Genomic DNA, 15,729 nt, shown 5'->3' on the forward strand with positions numbered 1-15,729 from the left:
CACCGCAACACCGCAACACCGCAACACCGCAACACCGCAACACCGCAACACCGCAACACCGCAACACCGCAACACCGCAACACCGCAACACCGCAACACCGCAATGCTCCCCCTCCTCTTATCCGTTCTCATCCTTGCTCCCTCGACCGACCTCACGTTTGTGCGGCACGGCGAGACGGTGGCGAACGCTACCGGGCGGTACAACTCTCGGACGCTTAACGAGTTCTCGGCGAAGGGGGCGGCGGGGGTGGAAGCGCTTACCCAGCGGCTGTTGAAAGAGCCTCGGTTCGACCGGATTTTGGTTTCACCTTCTCCTCGCGCGCTCAAGACGATTGCGCCGTACCTTCGAGCCTCGCACCAGAAGGCGACAGTCTGGCCGCTTCTTTACGAATGCTGCACTGGGCGGCGTCCGAAGGGAGCGCATGCGACGAAATTCACCTGGGGGGGGAAGATCAGCGTGCCACCGGACCTTGCACCGCTGTTTCTGATCGAGCGGGGTGAGGACCGCTTCCCTAACTCTCCCGACTACAACTCGGGCCTCGCCCAGTCGGCGGCCTCGGTGAGAGAGTTCCGCCGTCGATTTTCCGGCGGTCGCGTGCTCGTGGTGGGGCATTCAGGGCACGGTGGGCAATTCCTTTACGCGCTGGTCGGCAAGCGGCTAAAGGTCGATAACGCGAAGGAGATGCGGTTTCGCCTTTAAAATCCTGGGCGTCTACCACGCCCCATGGACATCCAAGGCAGAATTGAACGCGCAATTCGGGTGACGACGAGGAAAGGAAGGCTCCGCAGGATTGGACTAAACTGCGCGCATGCCTCGCGTTCCGACCTTCGTGACCGACCGCCTCGTCCTGCGGCCCCCTTCACCCGGAGACCTTGCCGATATCGTGGCATTGGGGGGCGATCCCGAGGTGATGCACTTTGTTGGAAAGGGGCGGACGCAATTGCCAGTTCAGGCCACCTACTGGTTGGAGATAATGCTGTTGGAGGCTCGGCACGGCTCACCGAATCCCGCGGCGCCGGCGGGGATGCCGGGGGCTTCGGTGATCATCGAGCGGGAGACGCAGGAGTTCGTCGGGTTGACCGTATTGCGACTACTGCCACCGGACCAGGTTGCGGCGATCGGCGCGGAGGACTGCCCTACTCCATGTCTCGAGGTCGGCTACATTCTGGCTCGCGCATTCTGGGGCCGGGGGATCGCTTTCGAGGCGGCGACGCCACTCGTCAGGTACGCGTTCGAGAAGCTTGAGCTACCCACCTTGGTCGCCATTGCCGACGTGAAGAACACGGCGTCAAACAAGATCCTCGCCAAGCTCGGTTTCCAGCATAAGAAGGTGTACGTCTCGAACAATATCGAGATGAACTACTGGACAATGGAACGGAATTAGTCGACCACGACTACCCCCCAAGCTCTGGCGTCGGGAGCAGAAGGAGGCACGCGGGAAGGTGCTACGAGGGTTTTTAAGGCCGTGTTCGTAAGGTGCACGCCAAGATTGAGGCACCCTTCACCTTAACCCTCTCCCTTCCTGAGAAGGGAGAGGGAATCGGGTGCTACAGGAGCTTGGCTTTTCCGTGTTCTTTGGCCGTTGTCTGCGTTACCCCGAGCTCCTCTTCGGAGGTATGGGGTTCGTCCGGCTTGTCGCCCACTTGCTTGGAGGCGGCGAGGAGGAGGCGTTCGGCTTCCTTCTTCGGGTCGCCGGAACCGGCTTTTACGGATCGTTCGTGGGCGGCGGCTTTGCGTCCGTCTTCGGTCGACTCGTACTTGATTCCGATCGTCGTTTCCGGTTCGTCGAGAAGCAGGCGGTTGACTAGCTCCACTCCCTGCATAAGCGAGTGGTCGGTGTTAGCAACTTCGTACTTCCACATGCCGAACCGGCCGCGGGAGTAGATGTCGCGCTCCTCCAGCCAAGGGATGACCTCGGCCAAGATTTCGTCGCGCTCCACAGACGGGGTCGGGTAGCTGTAGTCGGCGTAATAGACCCAAGTGGACACGATGTCCTGGCGGTCCTCTTCTTTCAGCATGCCGCAGTTGATGAGACCCTGGATCGTGTCCTCCACAATCGTATCGCCGTTCTCCGGTTTGAACTCGCTGGCGCTCGTCTCGCACAGCAGCGAGTAGTGAGTGTCCGGGTCGGGGGTCATGTACTTGGAGTAGTTGCTCAGGTACGTGACTCGGTAGAACGGGCAGTTATCCTCCGGGAAGTACATCCAGCTCTTGGTGCTGGGGCATGGCTGCTTGAGGCCGATGCCAACCATGTAGCCGCTGCTGTGCTGGAGGCGGCCGGCGGCTACCTTGATGTTCTTCGGCACGGCGCCGTTCAACACGCTGCTACACAGAAGGTCGAGGGGCAGCGTCGTGATGAGGATGTCGTACTTGACGATGGATCCGTCGGCGAAGTAGATCTGCTTGTGCTGGCTGTCGATATATTCGACTTCGGCGTTCAGCGTTATATGATCGCTGAGGTGCTCGCCCATCCGCTTGTAGAACTCGCCGGTGCCGCCTCGAAGGGGGTACTTGAACATGTTGTTCGGTCCCCATCCGAAGTCGTCGTTGCCGAGAATGACGTTCTTGAGCGCGCGGTTGATATCGAGGACGGCGACCCTCTCGCCGATCCACTCTTTGTTCATCATCTCCGGCTCGTGCGCCCAGACTTTGAAGTTGTACGGCCGCATGAAGTGCTTGCCGATGCCATCGCCAAAAACGGCGTCGATGAACTCGCCGAAGTTCTTTGCCTTCTTATGGTCCCGCTTCGTCTGCGCCTCGATAAGGCCGGCCATGCACTCGTAGCAGACCTCGGGCGGGAGGAAGCGGATGTTGTTTTGGAACGGGTAGGGGACCCATCGGTCGAACATCCGGACCCAACACTCCCGCATATTTTCCTGATACTCGTCCCCCATCATCGCTTCGAAGCACTTGTCGTAGTACTCGTAGTGGGAGAACATGACGTGGCCCCCGATGTCCCACGTGAACACCGCTTCGTCGGTGAAGGAGGTTGCAAGGCCGCCGATATACGGGTTGCGGTCATACATGTGGAAGTTGGTGTAACCCAACTCCTTCAGGCGGTAGCCCGCTCCCAAGCCTGTTGGACCGGCGCCCAAGATTACGATTTTCTTTTCCATTAGATCCCCTTCAATTCTTTTTTGGCCGCCGCACCCCATCGTGGGCAGGCCGGTTATTGGCGGACTCCGCCGCCACGCTTTTCCCATCCGCCTCCTGTAACGGATTTAGCTCATGAAGGCCGGAGCGGCTGCGGTTCCGACGGCCTCGTCGATCAGCTCTTGCATTCGTTCCACCGTGGCTTCCCAGCTCGCTTGGCGAGCTTTCTCGATTCCACGTTGGATCATGATTTCATCGGGTGCGTTTAGCGCCCTCTCGATGCACGCCACGAAGTCTTCCGGGGTTGAGGCGATGGCGACGGTGTCGGCGTATTGCCGGACGACATCGCTTACCGGGGTGCTCACCACCGGTTTACCGGTGGCCAGATACTCGAGCGCCTTCGTCGGGTTGATGTACTGCGTCGCCTCATTCAGGGCGAAGCACATCATGCACACATCGTAGGCTGCACAGTAGTCGGGCAGCACTTTGTAGTCTCGCCCGCCTGGCCAATGTAGATTTGGCGCTTGCGGAAGCGTATTCGGATCGACCTTAACCACAGGCCCCACGAGCACGAAGCTCCAATCGGGCCGCAACTCGGCCATCCGTTTTAGTAGGCTATAGTCTACCCGTTCGTCCACGACCCCGAACCAGCCAACTATCGGTTTGGCAAGATGCCGAATGTCGTCGGGAATAGCGGTAGCTTGGCTTTGAGCCTTGGCGAAGTGGTCGTACTCGACCCCACAACCGAAGAAATGCACATTCGGGTGCTGCTTGGACTTCTTGAGATAAAGCTCGTAGCCGCCCGTGAAGACGATGTCCGCCTCTTGCATGAGACGGCGCTCGTTATCGATCAGCTCTCGCGGAGCTCCCGCAAACTGCGAAAGCTCGTCCATGCAGTCGTAGACCACCGCGCGCCCTTCAATCTCGCCCAACGACCACGCCGCTTCCATGGGGCTGTAGTACCAAAGGAGCGGGTTATCGAACTGGCCGTAATGATTCACGGTCTCGATCGCCAGCCGCGCGTAATGCAGCATCAAGGGCCCCACCGCATCGCTCCCTCTTAGCGAAGCGGGTAGGTGCAAGGTGGCTACCGTGACGTTCGAAGCCGCGTTTTCCACCGCGAGCACCGGTTCATCGCCGTCGTTCAGGCGAAAATCCGGTTCCTCGATGAAAAGAACCGGATGCTCTTGAGCGAATCGCGAGAGGAACTGCTGCGGACGCTGCCAGACGAAATTCCAACGAAGGTGGCTGAAAGCCACGATTCCATAATTTTCCTTTTCAAGGCCCTTGCTTTTCAGAAGCGAAGCGGCACCGTTTGTGGTGACACCAATGTCCAAGTTTCGTTCCCCCTAAAGTGTGGAGCCGGGGTCGAAACCCTAGGCGGTCAGCCTCGCGCCACGCGCCAATCTTCTGACCAACCTTTCCCTGCTCCCAGCAGGCAGACCGTCTCAAACGGCTTTCATGTTCCATTTTGAGGCGTCCATTAACGTTTGATTAACCGGTTCACCTCAGCCTCCTTCAAGGGGTGGTCGCACATTTCCGCGACGCAAACGACCCAAACGATACGGCTCGGCTGCGCGTCTTGCCTAGCATAAGTACGGGTGTAGAGATCAATCTACGTTGTTGGCAATCCGGGATCGGTTTTTGTGCACTCCACCGCAAATGTGCGAGGAGCCCTCGCAAGGAGAAACAGTGACGCCCAAGATGGCCTGGAAAGCAATGGAGAGCGATCTCTCGACACGGAGATGTCAGTGAAAATTCAACCGAGACCGGAGTATCCGCGGCCGCAATTCGTTCGGCAGCAATGGACCAACCTCAATGGCGAATGGGAGTTCGCGTTCGACGATCAGGAGACCGGCATCGCCGAGAGCTGGTTCGATGGTCGTTCGCTGGATCGCCGTATCACGGTTCCGTTTCCCTACCAATCCGAGGCGTCGGGAATTAACGAGAAAGAGGTTCATGAGGTCGTGTGGTACGCCCGGGACTTCGACTTTCATCCTGAGTGGCGGGGACAAGATTTGCTCCTCCACTTCGGCGCCGTCGATTACGCCAGCACGGTTTGGGTCAACGGGAACTTGGTCGGCGGAAACCGCGGGGGCCACGTTCCGTTCACCTTCGACATCGCCCCCTACCTAACGGAGGGAAGCAACCGGATCGTGGTGCGCGTGGAAGACCGGCAGGACCCCTGCCAGCCACGCGGCAAGCAATCCGTTTCCGGCAAGCCGGTTGGCATCGACTACTACTGCACGACCGGAATTTGGCAAACCGTGTGGTTGGAGCCGGTCCCGCAGGTGCGCATCGAGCGAATACGCGTCACCCCGGACGTGGAGGAATCGGCGTTTAAGCTGAGCGTTTACCTGCACGCACCCGCCGCAAACTGGACAATCGAGGCGGACGTTCTCGAAGGGGAGAACGTCGTGGCCACGCTCCGCAAAAATACGACCAACGCCTCGGCCAGGCTCTTTGTTCGCGTACCGGACGCCAAGCTTTGGTCGCCCGACACGCCGAACCTTTACGATCTGCGGGTCCGGATCCTGCAGAACGGGGAGCGACTCGACGAGGTCGAATCGTACGCCGGTATGCGGTCCATCGAGCTTCGGAACGGCGAGTTCCTGTTGAACGGCGAAGCGGTCTACCTCAAAATGGTGCTCGACCAGGGTTACTGGCCGGAAAGCTACTTAGCCGCCCCTTCGGACGATGCGCTTCGCGCGGATGTCGAGATCACGAAGGAGCTTGGGTTCAACGGATCGCGCAAGCACCAGAAGGTCGAGGACCCAAGGTGGCTGTACTGGTGCGACAAGCTCGGCCTCTTGGTTTGGGGCGAGATGGCGAACGCCCGCGATTGGTCGCCGGAGGCGGAAGAGATGCTGCTTTCGGAGTGGCAACGAGTCGTTCAGCGCGACTATAACTCCCCTGCGATCGTTTCCTGGGTCCCCCTCAACGAAAGTTGGGGGGTTCCCGAGATCGACAAGGGTCATGCCGCACAGTATGCGTTCGTGGAGCGAGCCGTCAACGCCACGCGCTTCCTGGATCCGCACCGGCCAGTGATCGACAACGACGGTTGGGAACACACCGACGTTTCCGATGTAGTGACGATCCACGACTACACCTCCAGCGGCGAGGAGATGTTCGCCAAGTACGCCCAGACGGCCGCCGGGGGGGCTCTTCCCGACCGAACTTGGTGGGACGGCAAGCTGACCTTTGCCCAGCGTGGTCACTACCGAGGCCAACCGGTGATGCTGACCGAGGTGGGCGGATTCCTTATCCGGCCGCATTGGCTGCCGGCCGACCAGTGGGATGTTCTGTACGACACCTACGGTTCGGTCAACGATACGGCCGAGCTGCTGGCGAAGTACGAGGACCTCATGGGAGCCATCGCCTCGCTCCGGTTCGTCTCGGGTTTCTGCTACACGCAGCTAACCGACGTCGAACAGGAGATCAACGGCCTTCTCACTTTCGACCGGCGCCCTAAAGTTCCCGTCGCCGAGATCGCCCGGATCAACCACTCCCTGCGCCTCCGTCCCAGCGAAGCCCCCGCCGAGATCGCCGCCTGCTAGCCGCACGAGACTACGACTTCACCACCGACGACAGGATGCCTTGCGAGATTGACTCGAGCATGTCGGCGACGGCCTCGAAGTCGGTAAGGTCGCCGTAGTACGGGTCCGGCACCTCGATAAGGGGGGAGGCGGGGTCGAAGGAAGTGGCGAGGCGGATCCGGCCGGGATCGGCGCCGCGCCACGAGCGAAGCTCACGCTCGTTCGCGAGGTCCATCGGAATTACCAAGTCGAACTCTTTGAAGTCCGACGACTTCACCTGGCGAGCCCTCATTTCCATGCGGCAGCCCCGGGCGATGCCGACTTGGCGGGCGCGCCGGTCTGGCAGCTCCCCAGTGTGCCAATCGCCCGTTCCGGCGGAGTCGATCTGGATATCTACGCCTCGAGCCTCGGCATCGCGACGGAGAATCGCCTCGGCGAGGGGGCTTCGGCAGATGTTGCCGAGACATACGAACAGGATTCGAGGGGGCATCCCCTCATTTTGGTTCGGATCTTTCTTTTTGGCGACCCTAGCGGGGGCTTAGCCTTTCCCTCGGTCTTTGTACGTTTTGTACACTGGTGAGGGAGGTGTACAAAACGTACGACAAAGTCCCTTCAAAAATGGTCGCGAAGATCGGTGGGACGGTTGACGAGGGCCGAACCGGACTAGGCTTCTTCAACGGTCAGGGAGTCGAATTCGATTCCCTCGGGGCGTTGATTTCGTACCATGTCGAGAGCGTCGGTGAGGTCCTTGACCGGGAAGGTACAGGTCTTGCGGCCGGAGCCGTCGACGGCGAAGTCGAGGTGAATGCAGTCGTCGCGGATCTCTAATTTGCAATAGCCGCCCAGGACCGAAAGTTGCAGGGGGGTGCCTTGGCTAAGGGCATCCTCAAGGTCGCCGACAGCGGTCCAGAAGCGGACGGTGGTGCCGCCGGTGACGGCGACCAACACTCGTTCGCCCGCCCCGCTTACGCTAACCCGTACCCCTTCATCGCAAAGAATGCGCTCGGCCATGCTACTTAGGCCGCCTTTGTACCCCGTTTTCTTCGGGCAAAACACAGAATGTGGGTCCCTTCCTTAGATGCGAGGTGGTGATTTCACGCACGCTCTCTTGGTACAGCTCGTAGTCGACCGGCTTGGGCACGTAGTCGGTCGCTCCCAGCGCCTTGCATCGGTCGATATCGGAGGTCTCGTCGGAAGAGGAGAAGATGACGAAAGGGACGTCTTTTAGGCGCTCGCTGGCTCGAGCCCGGCGGAGGATCTCGTCACCGGAAAGCTTGGGGAGCTTGAGATCGCAGAGGACGAGATCCGGTACCGGGCCATCCGCGTTTGCGTCATCGAGCCCGAGAAGCTTTACCCCCGCCTCGCCATCGCGCGCGACCTTAACCATCAGCGGGACGCCGAGCTGCCGCAGCGCGCGTAAGGCGAGCTGCTCATCGTCGGGCGTATCCTCGATCAGGATCAGGGTTGCAGGTTCGTGAATCACGATGGGCACTCCGAGTTATGACTCCGGTTAACCTCCGGTTACCGCAAAGGAACCTATGAGCAAGTAATATTGCGGGGGTTATCACAAGGTCCCGACGAAGGAGATTTCCCCTTATAGAGCTGGTTCGACTTGTGGTGCGTCGGTTAGGAGTTTTTCGCCTTGGGTTTCGGGGGCGAAGGGGAGGGCGAGGAGGCCTAGAAGGTAGATCGAGCCGGAGAGGAGGACGCCGGTAGCGACATTACCGCCTCGGGCGGCGATGACTTGGCCGATTAGGATCGGGACCGGGATGGAGAGAACCCGGCCGACGTTATACGCGAGACCCGCGCCGGTGGCGCGGATGCGGGGTGGGAAGAGCTCTGGGAAGTAGAGGACGAACGCGGCGGAGACGCCTATCGCGAAGAAATTGACCAGCGGGAGGAGCCACAGGAGACGGGCATAGTCCGCCCCGCCGCCGATCGCCAGGGCGACGCTGGCGGGTGCGAGAAGATAAAAGGCGGCGATCGTGCGCCGGCGTCCGAAGCGGGTGCATAGCCAAGGAACCAGAAGCACTCCCAGCAGGGTCCCGATGTGGGAGATCATCGCGACCGCGCTCTTGCGCGCGTCCACGTCCGCCTTCGCCAAACCGACGCTCGCGGCTTGGACGAGGTTCGGCTGCCAATACGTCGCGGTACCGGCACCGGCGATGCCGACAGCGCCGATAACCACGGCGGCGAGAGCCCGCTTCCGCCACTGAGGCACCGTCAGTACCTCGACAAGCGGCGTCCGTTCCGGTTTCGGCGGCCGAACCGGCTCATGGGCTCGAAACCGTATGAATACGCACACCAGAGCGGGGGCGATACCCACGAGGAACAAGAGCCGCCAATCCATTCCCTTTAGTGCCAGATTGGCGAGGGCGGCCAGAATCGGCCCCACGGCGGCGGCGCTCTGTAATAGCCCGGCGGCTCCGGCACGCGCCCGGTCGGGAAAGGTCTCGGCCACGAGCGCGGCGCCGGCCGCCCACTCGCCGCCGATCCCGAGGGCGGTGAGGAACCGGACGATGGCGACCTGCTCAGGGGTGCGGCAGAGCGCGGTAAACCCCGTGAAGGCGCAGTAGAGAAGCACCGTCAGCACCAGCACCCGAGTTCTCCCCCAGGTATCGGCAAGGACCCCGAACACAAGGCCACCTATCGACCAGCCGAGGAGGAACAACCCCTGGATCCATCCCTCGACCAGGGGCCCGTGCGCCTTGTACGCGGCAGGCCCACCCAGCAACTCCGTCAACATCGGCCCTTTTGCGAAGTTGAACAGGGCGGTGTCCATGATGTCGAACACCCACCCGAGCCAGGCGATGGCGAGGACGGCCCACTGGCGGCGGGTCAAACCCTCGGTCCAGGAAAGCATGGGAAGAGCATAGCGCTCAATGTATGCTCTAGCCCATGGCATCGGCTTGGTACGCGTTTGCGCGGTGGGCGACGAAGACGTTCTTCTATGGCTCCAAAGGAGGGCTTCGTTCAGTCGGTCAGGAAAACGTTCCCCTCACGGGTCCGTTAATCGTCGCTCCGAATCATGTCAGTAACCTCGACCCTCCCGCAGTAGCCTGCGGCACCAAGCGCCGGCAGCTTAGATTCATGGCGAAAGAAGAGCTGTTCAAAGGGTTCTTGGGAAAACTGATTTCTTCCCTCGGCGCGTTTCCGGTGAAAAGGGGCGAAGGGGATACCGAGTCGATTCGAAACGCGATCGCGATCCTCGAAAGCGGCGAGGCGCTGCTCATCTTTCCGGAGGGAACCCGAGGGGACGGGCGGACGATGCTGCCGGTCAACCGCGGCGTGACGATGCTTGCCAAGCGGACCAACGCGCTCGTTTTGCCAGTCGGCATCATCGGCACCCACATCGTCTCCCCCAAAGGGGCCAAGGGGAAGAGCCATCCGATGCTGGTGGCGTACGGAGAGCCGTTCACCTACCAACAGACGGCGACGGGAGCGAACGAGCGGGAGAACCGGGAGCTGTTTGCCGCCGAGCTAGAGAAACGGATTCTCGCGCTCTGCAACGCGAACGGCCTGCCGCTCAAAAGCGCCGCGTCAATTGAAGGCTCAGCAGAGTCTGGTGGTCCCGCACCTGAGCTCGCAGGTTGAGGAGACTGGAGACTTGGTACTCGATCCCCGAGGAGATGCGGAAACCGTTGTGCTCCACGAGAAGGTGAAACTCCTTGCTAAAGGGGATCGAGACCCCCACGAACGGAGACCAGTGGCGGCCCGCGAACACGCCTAAGGTGATGTCGGCTGGAACGTCGCCGTTGATCGTGGTGAACGGCTCGCGAAAGGTAGCGGCTCCGAAGAAGCGGCGGCCATCGGCCGTCCGGTCGACGGCATCCTGCACCCCGAGACTGAGACCCGGCGTCAGGCCGGGGATCGCCGAGATGTAGTTGTAGGCGAAATCGAAAGTGTCGACGGCTCGCTCTCCCGGCTCTTGATCGAGACGCAGCTCCATATCGAACGCGGTCCCGATGCCGAGGCCGATAAGGTTCTCCCTTTCACCAATCTGCTTCGGTTCGCCTCGGAATTCGTAACGGACGGTTCGGTATGGAAGCTTTCGCGCCGTGGGGATGGTGATCAGCCGGTCCGCGTGGCCAATGGCGGCGGAGGCGATCAGGGTCAGCACAAAGGCTCGGCGCATTACGGCAAAGTACCCTTTTAGCGTTTGATTGTGATGCTTCCTGGCCCGTTCTCCGATCCTCGGATGGTGATATGGATGGGCGTGAACTGTTTGACGACCCATGAGCAGGTGAGGAAGCGCGAGGTGAGCCGGGAGACGGTGAAGACCGACTCACCTTCCGCCATCACAAGGGGAAGCAGAAGCTGATCGGCCAAGTAAGGGTCCACCGTGCTCGGTCCGGCCATCCATTCGTACATCTCTTCGAAGGCGAGCTGGGCAAGCGTCTCGGAGCGGAGGCCGCGCATCCCCATCGCCGTACCGCCTCCCATCCCGCGCTCGTATTGAGCCCACGAGGTCACGTAAACGCCTGCACCTCGGGCGCCGACCTCGATGTGCTCGGCCTGCATTTGGAGTCCGGAGTTCTGAGCGAGCCGTCGAAGGTGCGCGACCGCGCGATCGCCGACCGAGGCCGGGAGCGAGGCGGTGGAGACGATCGCCCGAATCTCTTTCAGCTTGCCCCGGTCGCTCCAGGTAACCCCCTGCAGGGCGCTCGGCTCTACGTCGAGGGTCACCTGCCCTTTCGATTCGCGTCCGAAGCCGGCGGTCATCAGCTCCGGGAAGGCGTAGAGGCCGGTCTTTCGCAAGGCGGCGAGGGTGACGTTGGCGAAGTAGTCGTAGCTGAGCGAGTTCGCCCCGAAAGTTTCCCCCTCTACCGCGAGAGAGGAGTAAACACCACTCTTCGCCAGCACGGGCAAGAGGGCGCCCAGGAGGACACAGGCGTTCGGACCTCGGGGGGCCGACTGGTGCTGATCGCCCGACAGCGCGCCGGAGAACCCCTCGGGTCGGTTCGTCGGGAAAAAGCCGACGGTTTCGGAGGCGATTTCCGCACCGGTCGTTTCGGCACGGCAGATCCGCGCCAGCGCTTTGAGATAGGTGAGATCTTCGACATCCAGGCCGGGAAACTTGGTGCCTCCACGTACGGAGTGGATGCGAACGGCCTGCTGGGTTAGGGCGGCCATGGCAAAGGCGGTCCGGAGCAGCGCCCCTCCCCCTTCGCCATGGGACCCGTCGATCGTGATCAGCGCTTGGTTTGCGGCCATGCGCGCTTAGAGCTTCGCTCGGAAGATCAAATACTCCAGCGTCTTCATCGCGTAGGTCAGGCCGATGATGAAGAACACCATCAGGAGCGTCTCCGTAAAGAAGGCGGGGGCCTCGAACGCTTTGCCACCCGGTCCCGCTTCCAAGGTGAGGTGCCTCATTCCTTTGTTGACTGCCATGACGAGACCGTTGATCGCGGCGATCAGCGGGCCGTGGAACAGCACGTACACCAGCACAAAGCTTACGAGCACGCCGGGCATCGACAGCTTGTACTTGTGCCGCTGGTGCTCGTTGTAGATCACGCAGTTTCGGCACCGCTCCTTCTTCTGTGGCTCGGTCAGCTTGTTGTTCCGCGGGATCATGTTGGCGGCAAGCAACGCGTCCTTCGGGATCGGCTTGTTCTCCATGGCATTGCGGATAACCGCTTCTTCGCACATGCAGCCGACGAGCTCCTTCCAGCACGTGGTCTTGGCGTGGTAGATGGGGCACTTCTCGCGGACGAACTTGCGGCAGAACGGAAGCTGCCAGCACTTGCCCATGAACACGTTCTGGGTGCCGGCCTCTTCCTTGATTCCCTTGCCGTACTTGAGCTGATCAGCCTTCGTGCCTTTTTTGACGCGTTGGTTCACCCGCTGAACGACGTCGCCGGCGATCGCGAGGACCGCGAATACCGCCATGATGATCCCGCCCGTCTGGAGAGCGCCCATCGCGTTGTTCGACGCGGTCAAGGCATTGCCGGAGGGGGTTCCCGTTATGGAGGGGAGATACATCGGCGCGCAAAACAGGACGGCGGCGACGATAAGCTGGACCGGCCCCAACATTTCAAAGCCCCACCACATGTAGGCGGTGCCGATGGAGAGGGCGATGACGCCGACCGTCAGAACCTTCTGAAGGGTGTCGATGTTCGCCTGCGCGTCGGCGAGGCGGAAATCGGCGGCGTTGCCGCCGAACCGGAAGCAGAGAAAGATGAGAAATCCAGCGGAGCCAAGCGTGGCAAGACCGCCCAGACCGGCGACAAGCTTTGCCGCCCCATCGAGGAAGTTCTGGAACGATTCTGAAAGGTCCATTCCGGACCGGCGTCCGCCGTAACTCATGTGTGTCTACTTCTTGACGCGCTCAAGGTACGAATCCGTGCGGGTGTCGACCTTGATTACGTCACCAATATTAATGTGGAAAGGGACCTGCACGGTTGCGCCGGTCTCCAATTTTGCGGGTTTATTGCTTCCGCTAACCGTGTCGCCGCGGTGTCCCGGATCGGTTTCAACGACTTCGAGCTCGGCAAAATTCGGCAACTCGTAACCGAGCGTCTCTCCGGCGGCCTGAAGGGCCGAGATTTCGGCTTCGTCTTTGAGATATCTTCCCTGGCCTCCGAGCGAATCGAACGGCACGGGAATCTGCTCGTACGTGTCCAAGTCCATGAGGATCGCGTCGCTCCCCTGCTTGTACAGATACTGCATCGGCACCTTCTCTACGAACGCGGGCTCTACCCGCTCTCCCGATCGGAACGTTTTTTCCACGACCTGGCCGGTTCGGACTTTTCGCAACCGGGTACGGACGAACGCGCCCCCCTTACCGGGCTTCACGTGCTGGAACTCGATGATGGTCCAGACATCGCCGTCCATATAAAAGTGCATGCCGTTCTTGAAATCGCTGGTGTCAATCGCCAAAGTCTATTTGCTCCTGATGGAATGAATACGCTTCCAGAGATTGTGACATGCGCTCGCGACGGTGGCTCGAAGGTTGGGGAAGAATGGTGTGCCTCGCGTTCCAGGTCATATGTGCGCGACGCTCATTGTAACGTTCATTGCAACGGTTGGGTTCGCCCAATTTGATGGCGGCGTTAAGCGGATGGAACTCCCCAAGCCATAATTGCGCTATGCCTACCGCTCAGCCTGGCGAAGAAGTCGCCGTCATGCAAACGAACTTTGGCCGCATCGTCATCCGATTCCTGGATGACAAGGCTCCCAACCACGTGGCGAACTTCAAGAAGCTCGCCCGCGAGGGATTCTACGACGGAACCAAGTTCCACCGGGTGATTCCGGGGTTCATGGTGCAGGGAGGCGATCCGAACTCGCGCAGCGCCGACCGGTCCACCCACGGCACCGGCGGGCCGGCCCAGCGGGTAAACGCCGAATTCAACGACACCCCGCACGTTCGCGGCATCCTCAGCGCCGCCCGATCTTCGGACCCTAACTCGGCAGGCAGTCAATTCTTCTTGATGGTGGCCAACGCGCCTCACCTGAACGGCCAGTACTCCGCCTATGGTGAGATCGTCGAGGGAATGGATGTCGTCGACAAGATCGTCCAACTGCCGCGGGACAGCCGGGACAATCCGCTCCCCGCCAACCCGGCGATTTTGGAATCGGTGACCATCGAGCCGTACGCCGGGGAATCATCCACCGGGGCCTAACTGTTTTGTTTTCTGAGACCCGAAACTTTAACGCTATGAAAACAAGAAAATTTGCCTTTATTTTTAGCGGCTTGCTCGTCGTCGCCCTCGCCGCGGGGTGTGAGCCGACGGCCGGTGGCACGGCTACGGTTAGCAGTGCTTCCAAGGTAACGCCCAACGACAAGAGCACCGCGACCCACAGCTCCGCATTCACGCCGGCCGATCCGGAAGCCGCCGCCAAGCGCGACGAGGCGGAGAAAGCCAACGCGAGCAAGATCGCCGAGAAGGCGGCCGTCACCGAAAAGATTTCTGGCGCTCCCCCTAAACCCGGTGAGGAGGTGGCAGTGATCGAGACCAACCTCGGTCGGATCGTGCTGAAATTCTTCCCGAACAAGGCGCCCGGCCACGTCAAGAACTTCATTTCGCTGGCAAACAAGAAGTTTTACGACGGCACCAAATTCCACCGCGTCATTCCGGACTTCATGATCCAGGGTGGAGATCCTAACAGCCGTACGGGCAATGGCCCGGTGGGACAAGGCGGGCCTGGCTACTCGATCAAAGCCGAGTTCAACGATATCCACCACAAGCGCGGCATTCTCAGCATGGCCCGCTCCAACGATCCGGACTCGGCCGGCAGCCAGTTCTTCATCTGCGTTTCCGAGTCGCCGAACGTGGTCAATTTGGACGGTAAATACACTGCCTTTGGTCAGGTCGTCTCCGGCATGGACGTGGTCGATAAGATCGTCAATCTTCCCCGCGACGAGAACGACATGCCCACCCCGGATGAGGCGGTTATGAAGACGGTTCGCATCGAAAAGTGGCCGCTTAAGAAGAAGTAAATCTAACGAGACAACCTTGTCGTATTTTCATCCGACAAGGTTGTCTCGTTAGTTCACCCATTACTGGCGATCTAAAAGGGGTAGGGCCTACACCCGGCCTGAATCAGTTATTATGTGCCCGGCAAGGGGTAGGTTGGATGAACGAGAGCTTAAAAATTCTCCTGGTGGAGGACAATCCGGACGATGAGCAGCTCACGATGCGGGCTCTCCGGAAGCTGACTCCGAAGGTAAACGCCGACGTCGCCCGTGACGGCCAAGAGGCGTGGGATTACCTTTCGGACCCGTCTCGCCCGCTGCCGAACCTCGTCTTGCTCGACCTTAAGCTGCCGAAGATTTCAGGGTTGGAACTTCTCGAGAGGCTTCGCAAGGTCGAGCGGACGAAGTACCTTCTCGTGGTCGTGCTCACTTCCTCCGACGAGCCTTCCGACGTGAGGGCCAGCTACCGGCAGTATGCCAATAGCTACATTCGCAAACCGGTCGCCTACGAGGAATTCGGCGACGTGGTGCGGCAGTTGGGTCTCTACTGGCTCGACACGAACATCCTGCCGCCTTCTTAGCGGCTCACAGCCGATGAGGGCGAACATCCTTTCGACTGTAGGCCGGCACTAGGTCTCAACCGATCCCTCCCGACGCGCCGTCGGGAGGGATCGGAGGCTCGC

17 protein-coding genes are annotated in these 15,729 nt (G+C 60.6%); 7 read left to right on the top strand and 10 right to left on the bottom strand.

Annotated elements, in window-relative coordinates:
• Positions 1-103: 103 nt before the first annotated feature.
• Entirely contained in the window at positions 104-700 is a 597-nt protein-coding gene (locus OP10G_RS23965) for a histidine phosphatase family protein (protein ID WP_025227078.1), read from the top strand.
• A gap of 109 nt (positions 701-809) precedes the next feature.
• The gene (locus OP10G_RS04505) at positions 810-1,385 is read left to right on the top strand and encodes a GNAT family N-acetyltransferase (protein ID WP_025227077.1); all 576 of its coding nucleotides are present in this window, start codon (positions 810-812) and stop codon (positions 1,383-1,385) included.
• Between the two features lie 163 nt (positions 1,386-1,548).
• Here the strand turns inward: OP10G_RS04505 and OP10G_RS04510 are convergent, their stop codons facing one another.
• Both OP10G_RS04510 and OP10G_RS04515 read right to left on the bottom strand, forming a co-directional pair.
• Positions 1,549-3,117: a protoporphyrinogen/coproporphyrinogen oxidase gene (locus tag OP10G_RS04510; RefSeq protein ID WP_025227076.1), complete on the bottom strand. Its 1,569-nt coding sequence runs from the start codon at positions 3,115-3,117 to the stop codon at positions 1,549-1,551.
• A 105-nt stretch (positions 3,118-3,222) separates the two neighbouring features.
• Complete coding sequence (locus tag OP10G_RS04515; RefSeq protein ID WP_144240994.1) at positions 3,223-4,353, bottom strand: glycosyltransferase; 1,131 nt, start codon at positions 4,351-4,353, stop codon at positions 3,223-3,225.
• Between the two features lie 486 nt (positions 4,354-4,839).
• On the opposite strand from OP10G_RS04515, the gene OP10G_RS04520 reads away from it, so the two are divergent.
• Positions 4,840-6,651 (top strand): glycoside hydrolase family 2 protein, encoded by a 1,812-nt coding sequence (locus OP10G_RS04520; RefSeq protein ID WP_038472557.1) that lies wholly within the window; start codon positions 4,840-4,842, stop codon positions 6,649-6,651.
• A gap of 10 nt (positions 6,652-6,661) precedes the next feature.
• Here OP10G_RS04520 and OP10G_RS04525 read toward each other — a convergent pair whose 3' ends face one another.
• The 4 genes from OP10G_RS04525 to OP10G_RS04540 form a co-directional block, all read right to left on the bottom strand.
• Positions 6,662-7,120 (bottom strand): low molecular weight protein-tyrosine-phosphatase, encoded by a 459-nt coding sequence (locus tag OP10G_RS04525; RefSeq protein WP_025227073.1) that lies wholly within the window; start codon positions 7,118-7,120, stop codon positions 6,662-6,664.
• A 173-nt stretch (positions 7,121-7,293) separates the two neighbouring features.
• Entirely contained in the window at positions 7,294-7,641 is a 348-nt protein-coding gene (locus OP10G_RS04530) for a hypothetical protein (protein WP_025227072.1), read from the bottom strand.
• Position 7,642: 1 nt separating this feature from the next.
• Positions 7,643-8,113, bottom strand: a complete 471-nt coding sequence (locus OP10G_RS04535; RefSeq protein WP_158409131.1) for a response regulator — start codon at positions 8,111-8,113, stop codon at positions 7,643-7,645.
• A 111-nt stretch (positions 8,114-8,224) separates the two neighbouring features.
• Positions 8,225-9,493, bottom strand: coding sequence for an MFS transporter (locus OP10G_RS04540; protein ID WP_025227070.1), 1,269 nt, complete (start codon positions 9,491-9,493; stop codon positions 8,225-8,227).
• A gap of 35 nt (positions 9,494-9,528) precedes the next feature.
• On the opposite strand from OP10G_RS04540, the gene OP10G_RS23970 reads away from it, so the two are divergent.
• Positions 9,529-10,224: a lysophospholipid acyltransferase family protein gene (locus OP10G_RS23970; protein ID WP_025227069.1), complete on the top strand. Its 696-nt coding sequence runs from the start codon at positions 9,529-9,531 to the stop codon at positions 10,222-10,224.
• Here the strand turns inward: OP10G_RS23970 and OP10G_RS04550 are convergent.
• Genes OP10G_RS04550 through efp form a run of 4 tightly spaced genes read right to left on the bottom strand, consistent with a single transcriptional unit; the run spans position 10,157 to position 13,509 of the window.
• Positions 10,157-10,765, bottom strand: coding sequence for a hypothetical protein (locus OP10G_RS04550; protein WP_025227068.1), 609 nt, complete (start codon positions 10,763-10,765; stop codon positions 10,157-10,159). The two genes, OP10G_RS23970 and OP10G_RS04550, sit on opposite strands and share 68 nt — an antisense overlap.
• 17 nt (positions 10,766-10,782) lie before the next feature.
• Positions 10,783-11,844, bottom strand: coding sequence for an RNA 3'-terminal phosphate cyclase (locus OP10G_RS04555; RefSeq protein WP_025227067.1), 1,062 nt, complete (start codon positions 11,842-11,844; stop codon positions 10,783-10,785).
• Positions 11,845-11,850: 6 nt separating this feature from the next.
• Positions 11,851-12,936 carry a hypothetical protein gene (locus tag OP10G_RS04560; RefSeq protein ID WP_025227066.1) on the bottom strand — a complete coding sequence of 362 codons (1,086 nt, stop codon included), beginning with the start codon at positions 12,934-12,936 and terminating at the stop codon, positions 11,851-11,853.
• A 6-nt stretch (positions 12,937-12,942) separates the two neighbouring features.
• A complete protein-coding gene (gene efp, locus OP10G_RS04565; RefSeq protein ID WP_025227065.1) occupies positions 12,943-13,509 on the bottom strand; it encodes an elongation factor P in 567 nt (188 codons plus the stop codon).
• Positions 13,510-13,718: 209 nt separating this feature from the next.
• Between efp and OP10G_RS04570 the strand changes: the two genes are divergently transcribed.
• The 3 genes from OP10G_RS04570 (at position 13,719) to OP10G_RS04580 (ending at position 15,627) form a co-directional block, all read left to right on the top strand.
• Positions 13,719-14,252 carry a peptidylprolyl isomerase gene (locus OP10G_RS04570; RefSeq protein WP_025227064.1) on the top strand — a complete coding sequence of 178 codons (534 nt, stop codon included), beginning with the start codon at positions 13,719-13,721 and terminating at the stop codon, positions 14,250-14,252.
• A 284-nt stretch (positions 14,253-14,536) separates the two neighbouring features.
• Positions 14,537-15,070, top strand: a complete 534-nt coding sequence (locus tag OP10G_RS25625; protein WP_420810106.1) for a peptidylprolyl isomerase — start codon at positions 14,537-14,539, stop codon at positions 15,068-15,070.
• 137 nt (positions 15,071-15,207) lie between these two features.
• Positions 15,208-15,627 carry a response regulator gene (locus OP10G_RS04580; RefSeq protein WP_025227062.1) on the top strand — a complete coding sequence of 140 codons (420 nt, stop codon included), beginning with the start codon at positions 15,208-15,210 and terminating at the stop codon, positions 15,625-15,627.
• Positions 15,628-15,729 lie beyond the last annotated feature (102 nt).

This window comes from Fimbriimonas ginsengisoli Gsoil 348 (assembly GCF_000724625.1).
Taxonomy (GTDB): Bacteria; Armatimonadota; Fimbriimonadia; order Fimbriimonadales; family Fimbriimonadaceae; genus Fimbriimonas; species Fimbriimonas ginsengisoli.

Bases quoted from the DNA above. Each gene is read 5' to 3' on its own strand.
- OP10G_RS23965 (WP_025227078.1), top strand. From the start codon at position 104: ATGCTCCCCCTCCTCTTATCCGTTCTCATCCTTGCTCCCTCGACCGAC.
- OP10G_RS04505 (WP_025227077.1), top strand. From the start codon at position 810: ATGCCTCGCGTTCCGACCTTCGTGACCGACCGCCTCGTCCTGCGGCCC.
- OP10G_RS04510 (WP_025227076.1), bottom strand. From the start codon at position 3,117: ATGGAAAAGAAAATCGTAATCTTGGGCGCCGGTCCAACAGGCTTGGGA.
- OP10G_RS04520 (WP_038472557.1), top strand. From the start codon at position 4,840: ATGTCAGTGAAAATTCAACCGAGACCGGAGTATCCGCGGCCGCAATTC.
- OP10G_RS04525 (WP_025227073.1), bottom strand. From the start codon at position 7,120: ATGCCCCCTCGAATCCTGTTCGTATGTCTCGGCAACATCTGCCGAAGC.
- OP10G_RS04530 (WP_025227072.1), bottom strand. From the start codon at position 7,641: ATGGCCGAGCGCATTCTTTGCGATGAAGGGGTACGGGTTAGCGTAAGC.
- OP10G_RS04540 (WP_025227070.1), bottom strand. From the start codon at position 9,493: ATGCTTTCCTGGACCGAGGGTTTGACCCGCCGCCAGTGGGCCGTCCTC.
- OP10G_RS23970 (WP_025227069.1), top strand. From the start codon at position 9,529: ATGGCATCGGCTTGGTACGCGTTTGCGCGGTGGGCGACGAAGACGTTC.
- OP10G_RS04550 (WP_025227068.1), bottom strand. From the start codon at position 10,765: ATGCGCCGAGCCTTTGTGCTGACCCTGATCGCCTCCGCCGCCATTGGC.
- OP10G_RS04555 (WP_025227067.1), bottom strand. From the start codon at position 11,844: ATGGCCGCAAACCAAGCGCTGATCACGATCGACGGGTCCCATGGCGAA.
- OP10G_RS04560 (WP_025227066.1), bottom strand. From the start codon at position 12,936: ATGAGTTACGGCGGACGCCGGTCCGGAATGGACCTTTCAGAATCGTTC.
- OP10G_RS04570 (WP_025227064.1), top strand. From the start codon at position 13,719: ATGCCTACCGCTCAGCCTGGCGAAGAAGTCGCCGTCATGCAAACGAAC.
- OP10G_RS04580 (WP_025227062.1), top strand. From the start codon at position 15,208: ATGAACGAGAGCTTAAAAATTCTCCTGGTGGAGGACAATCCGGACGAT.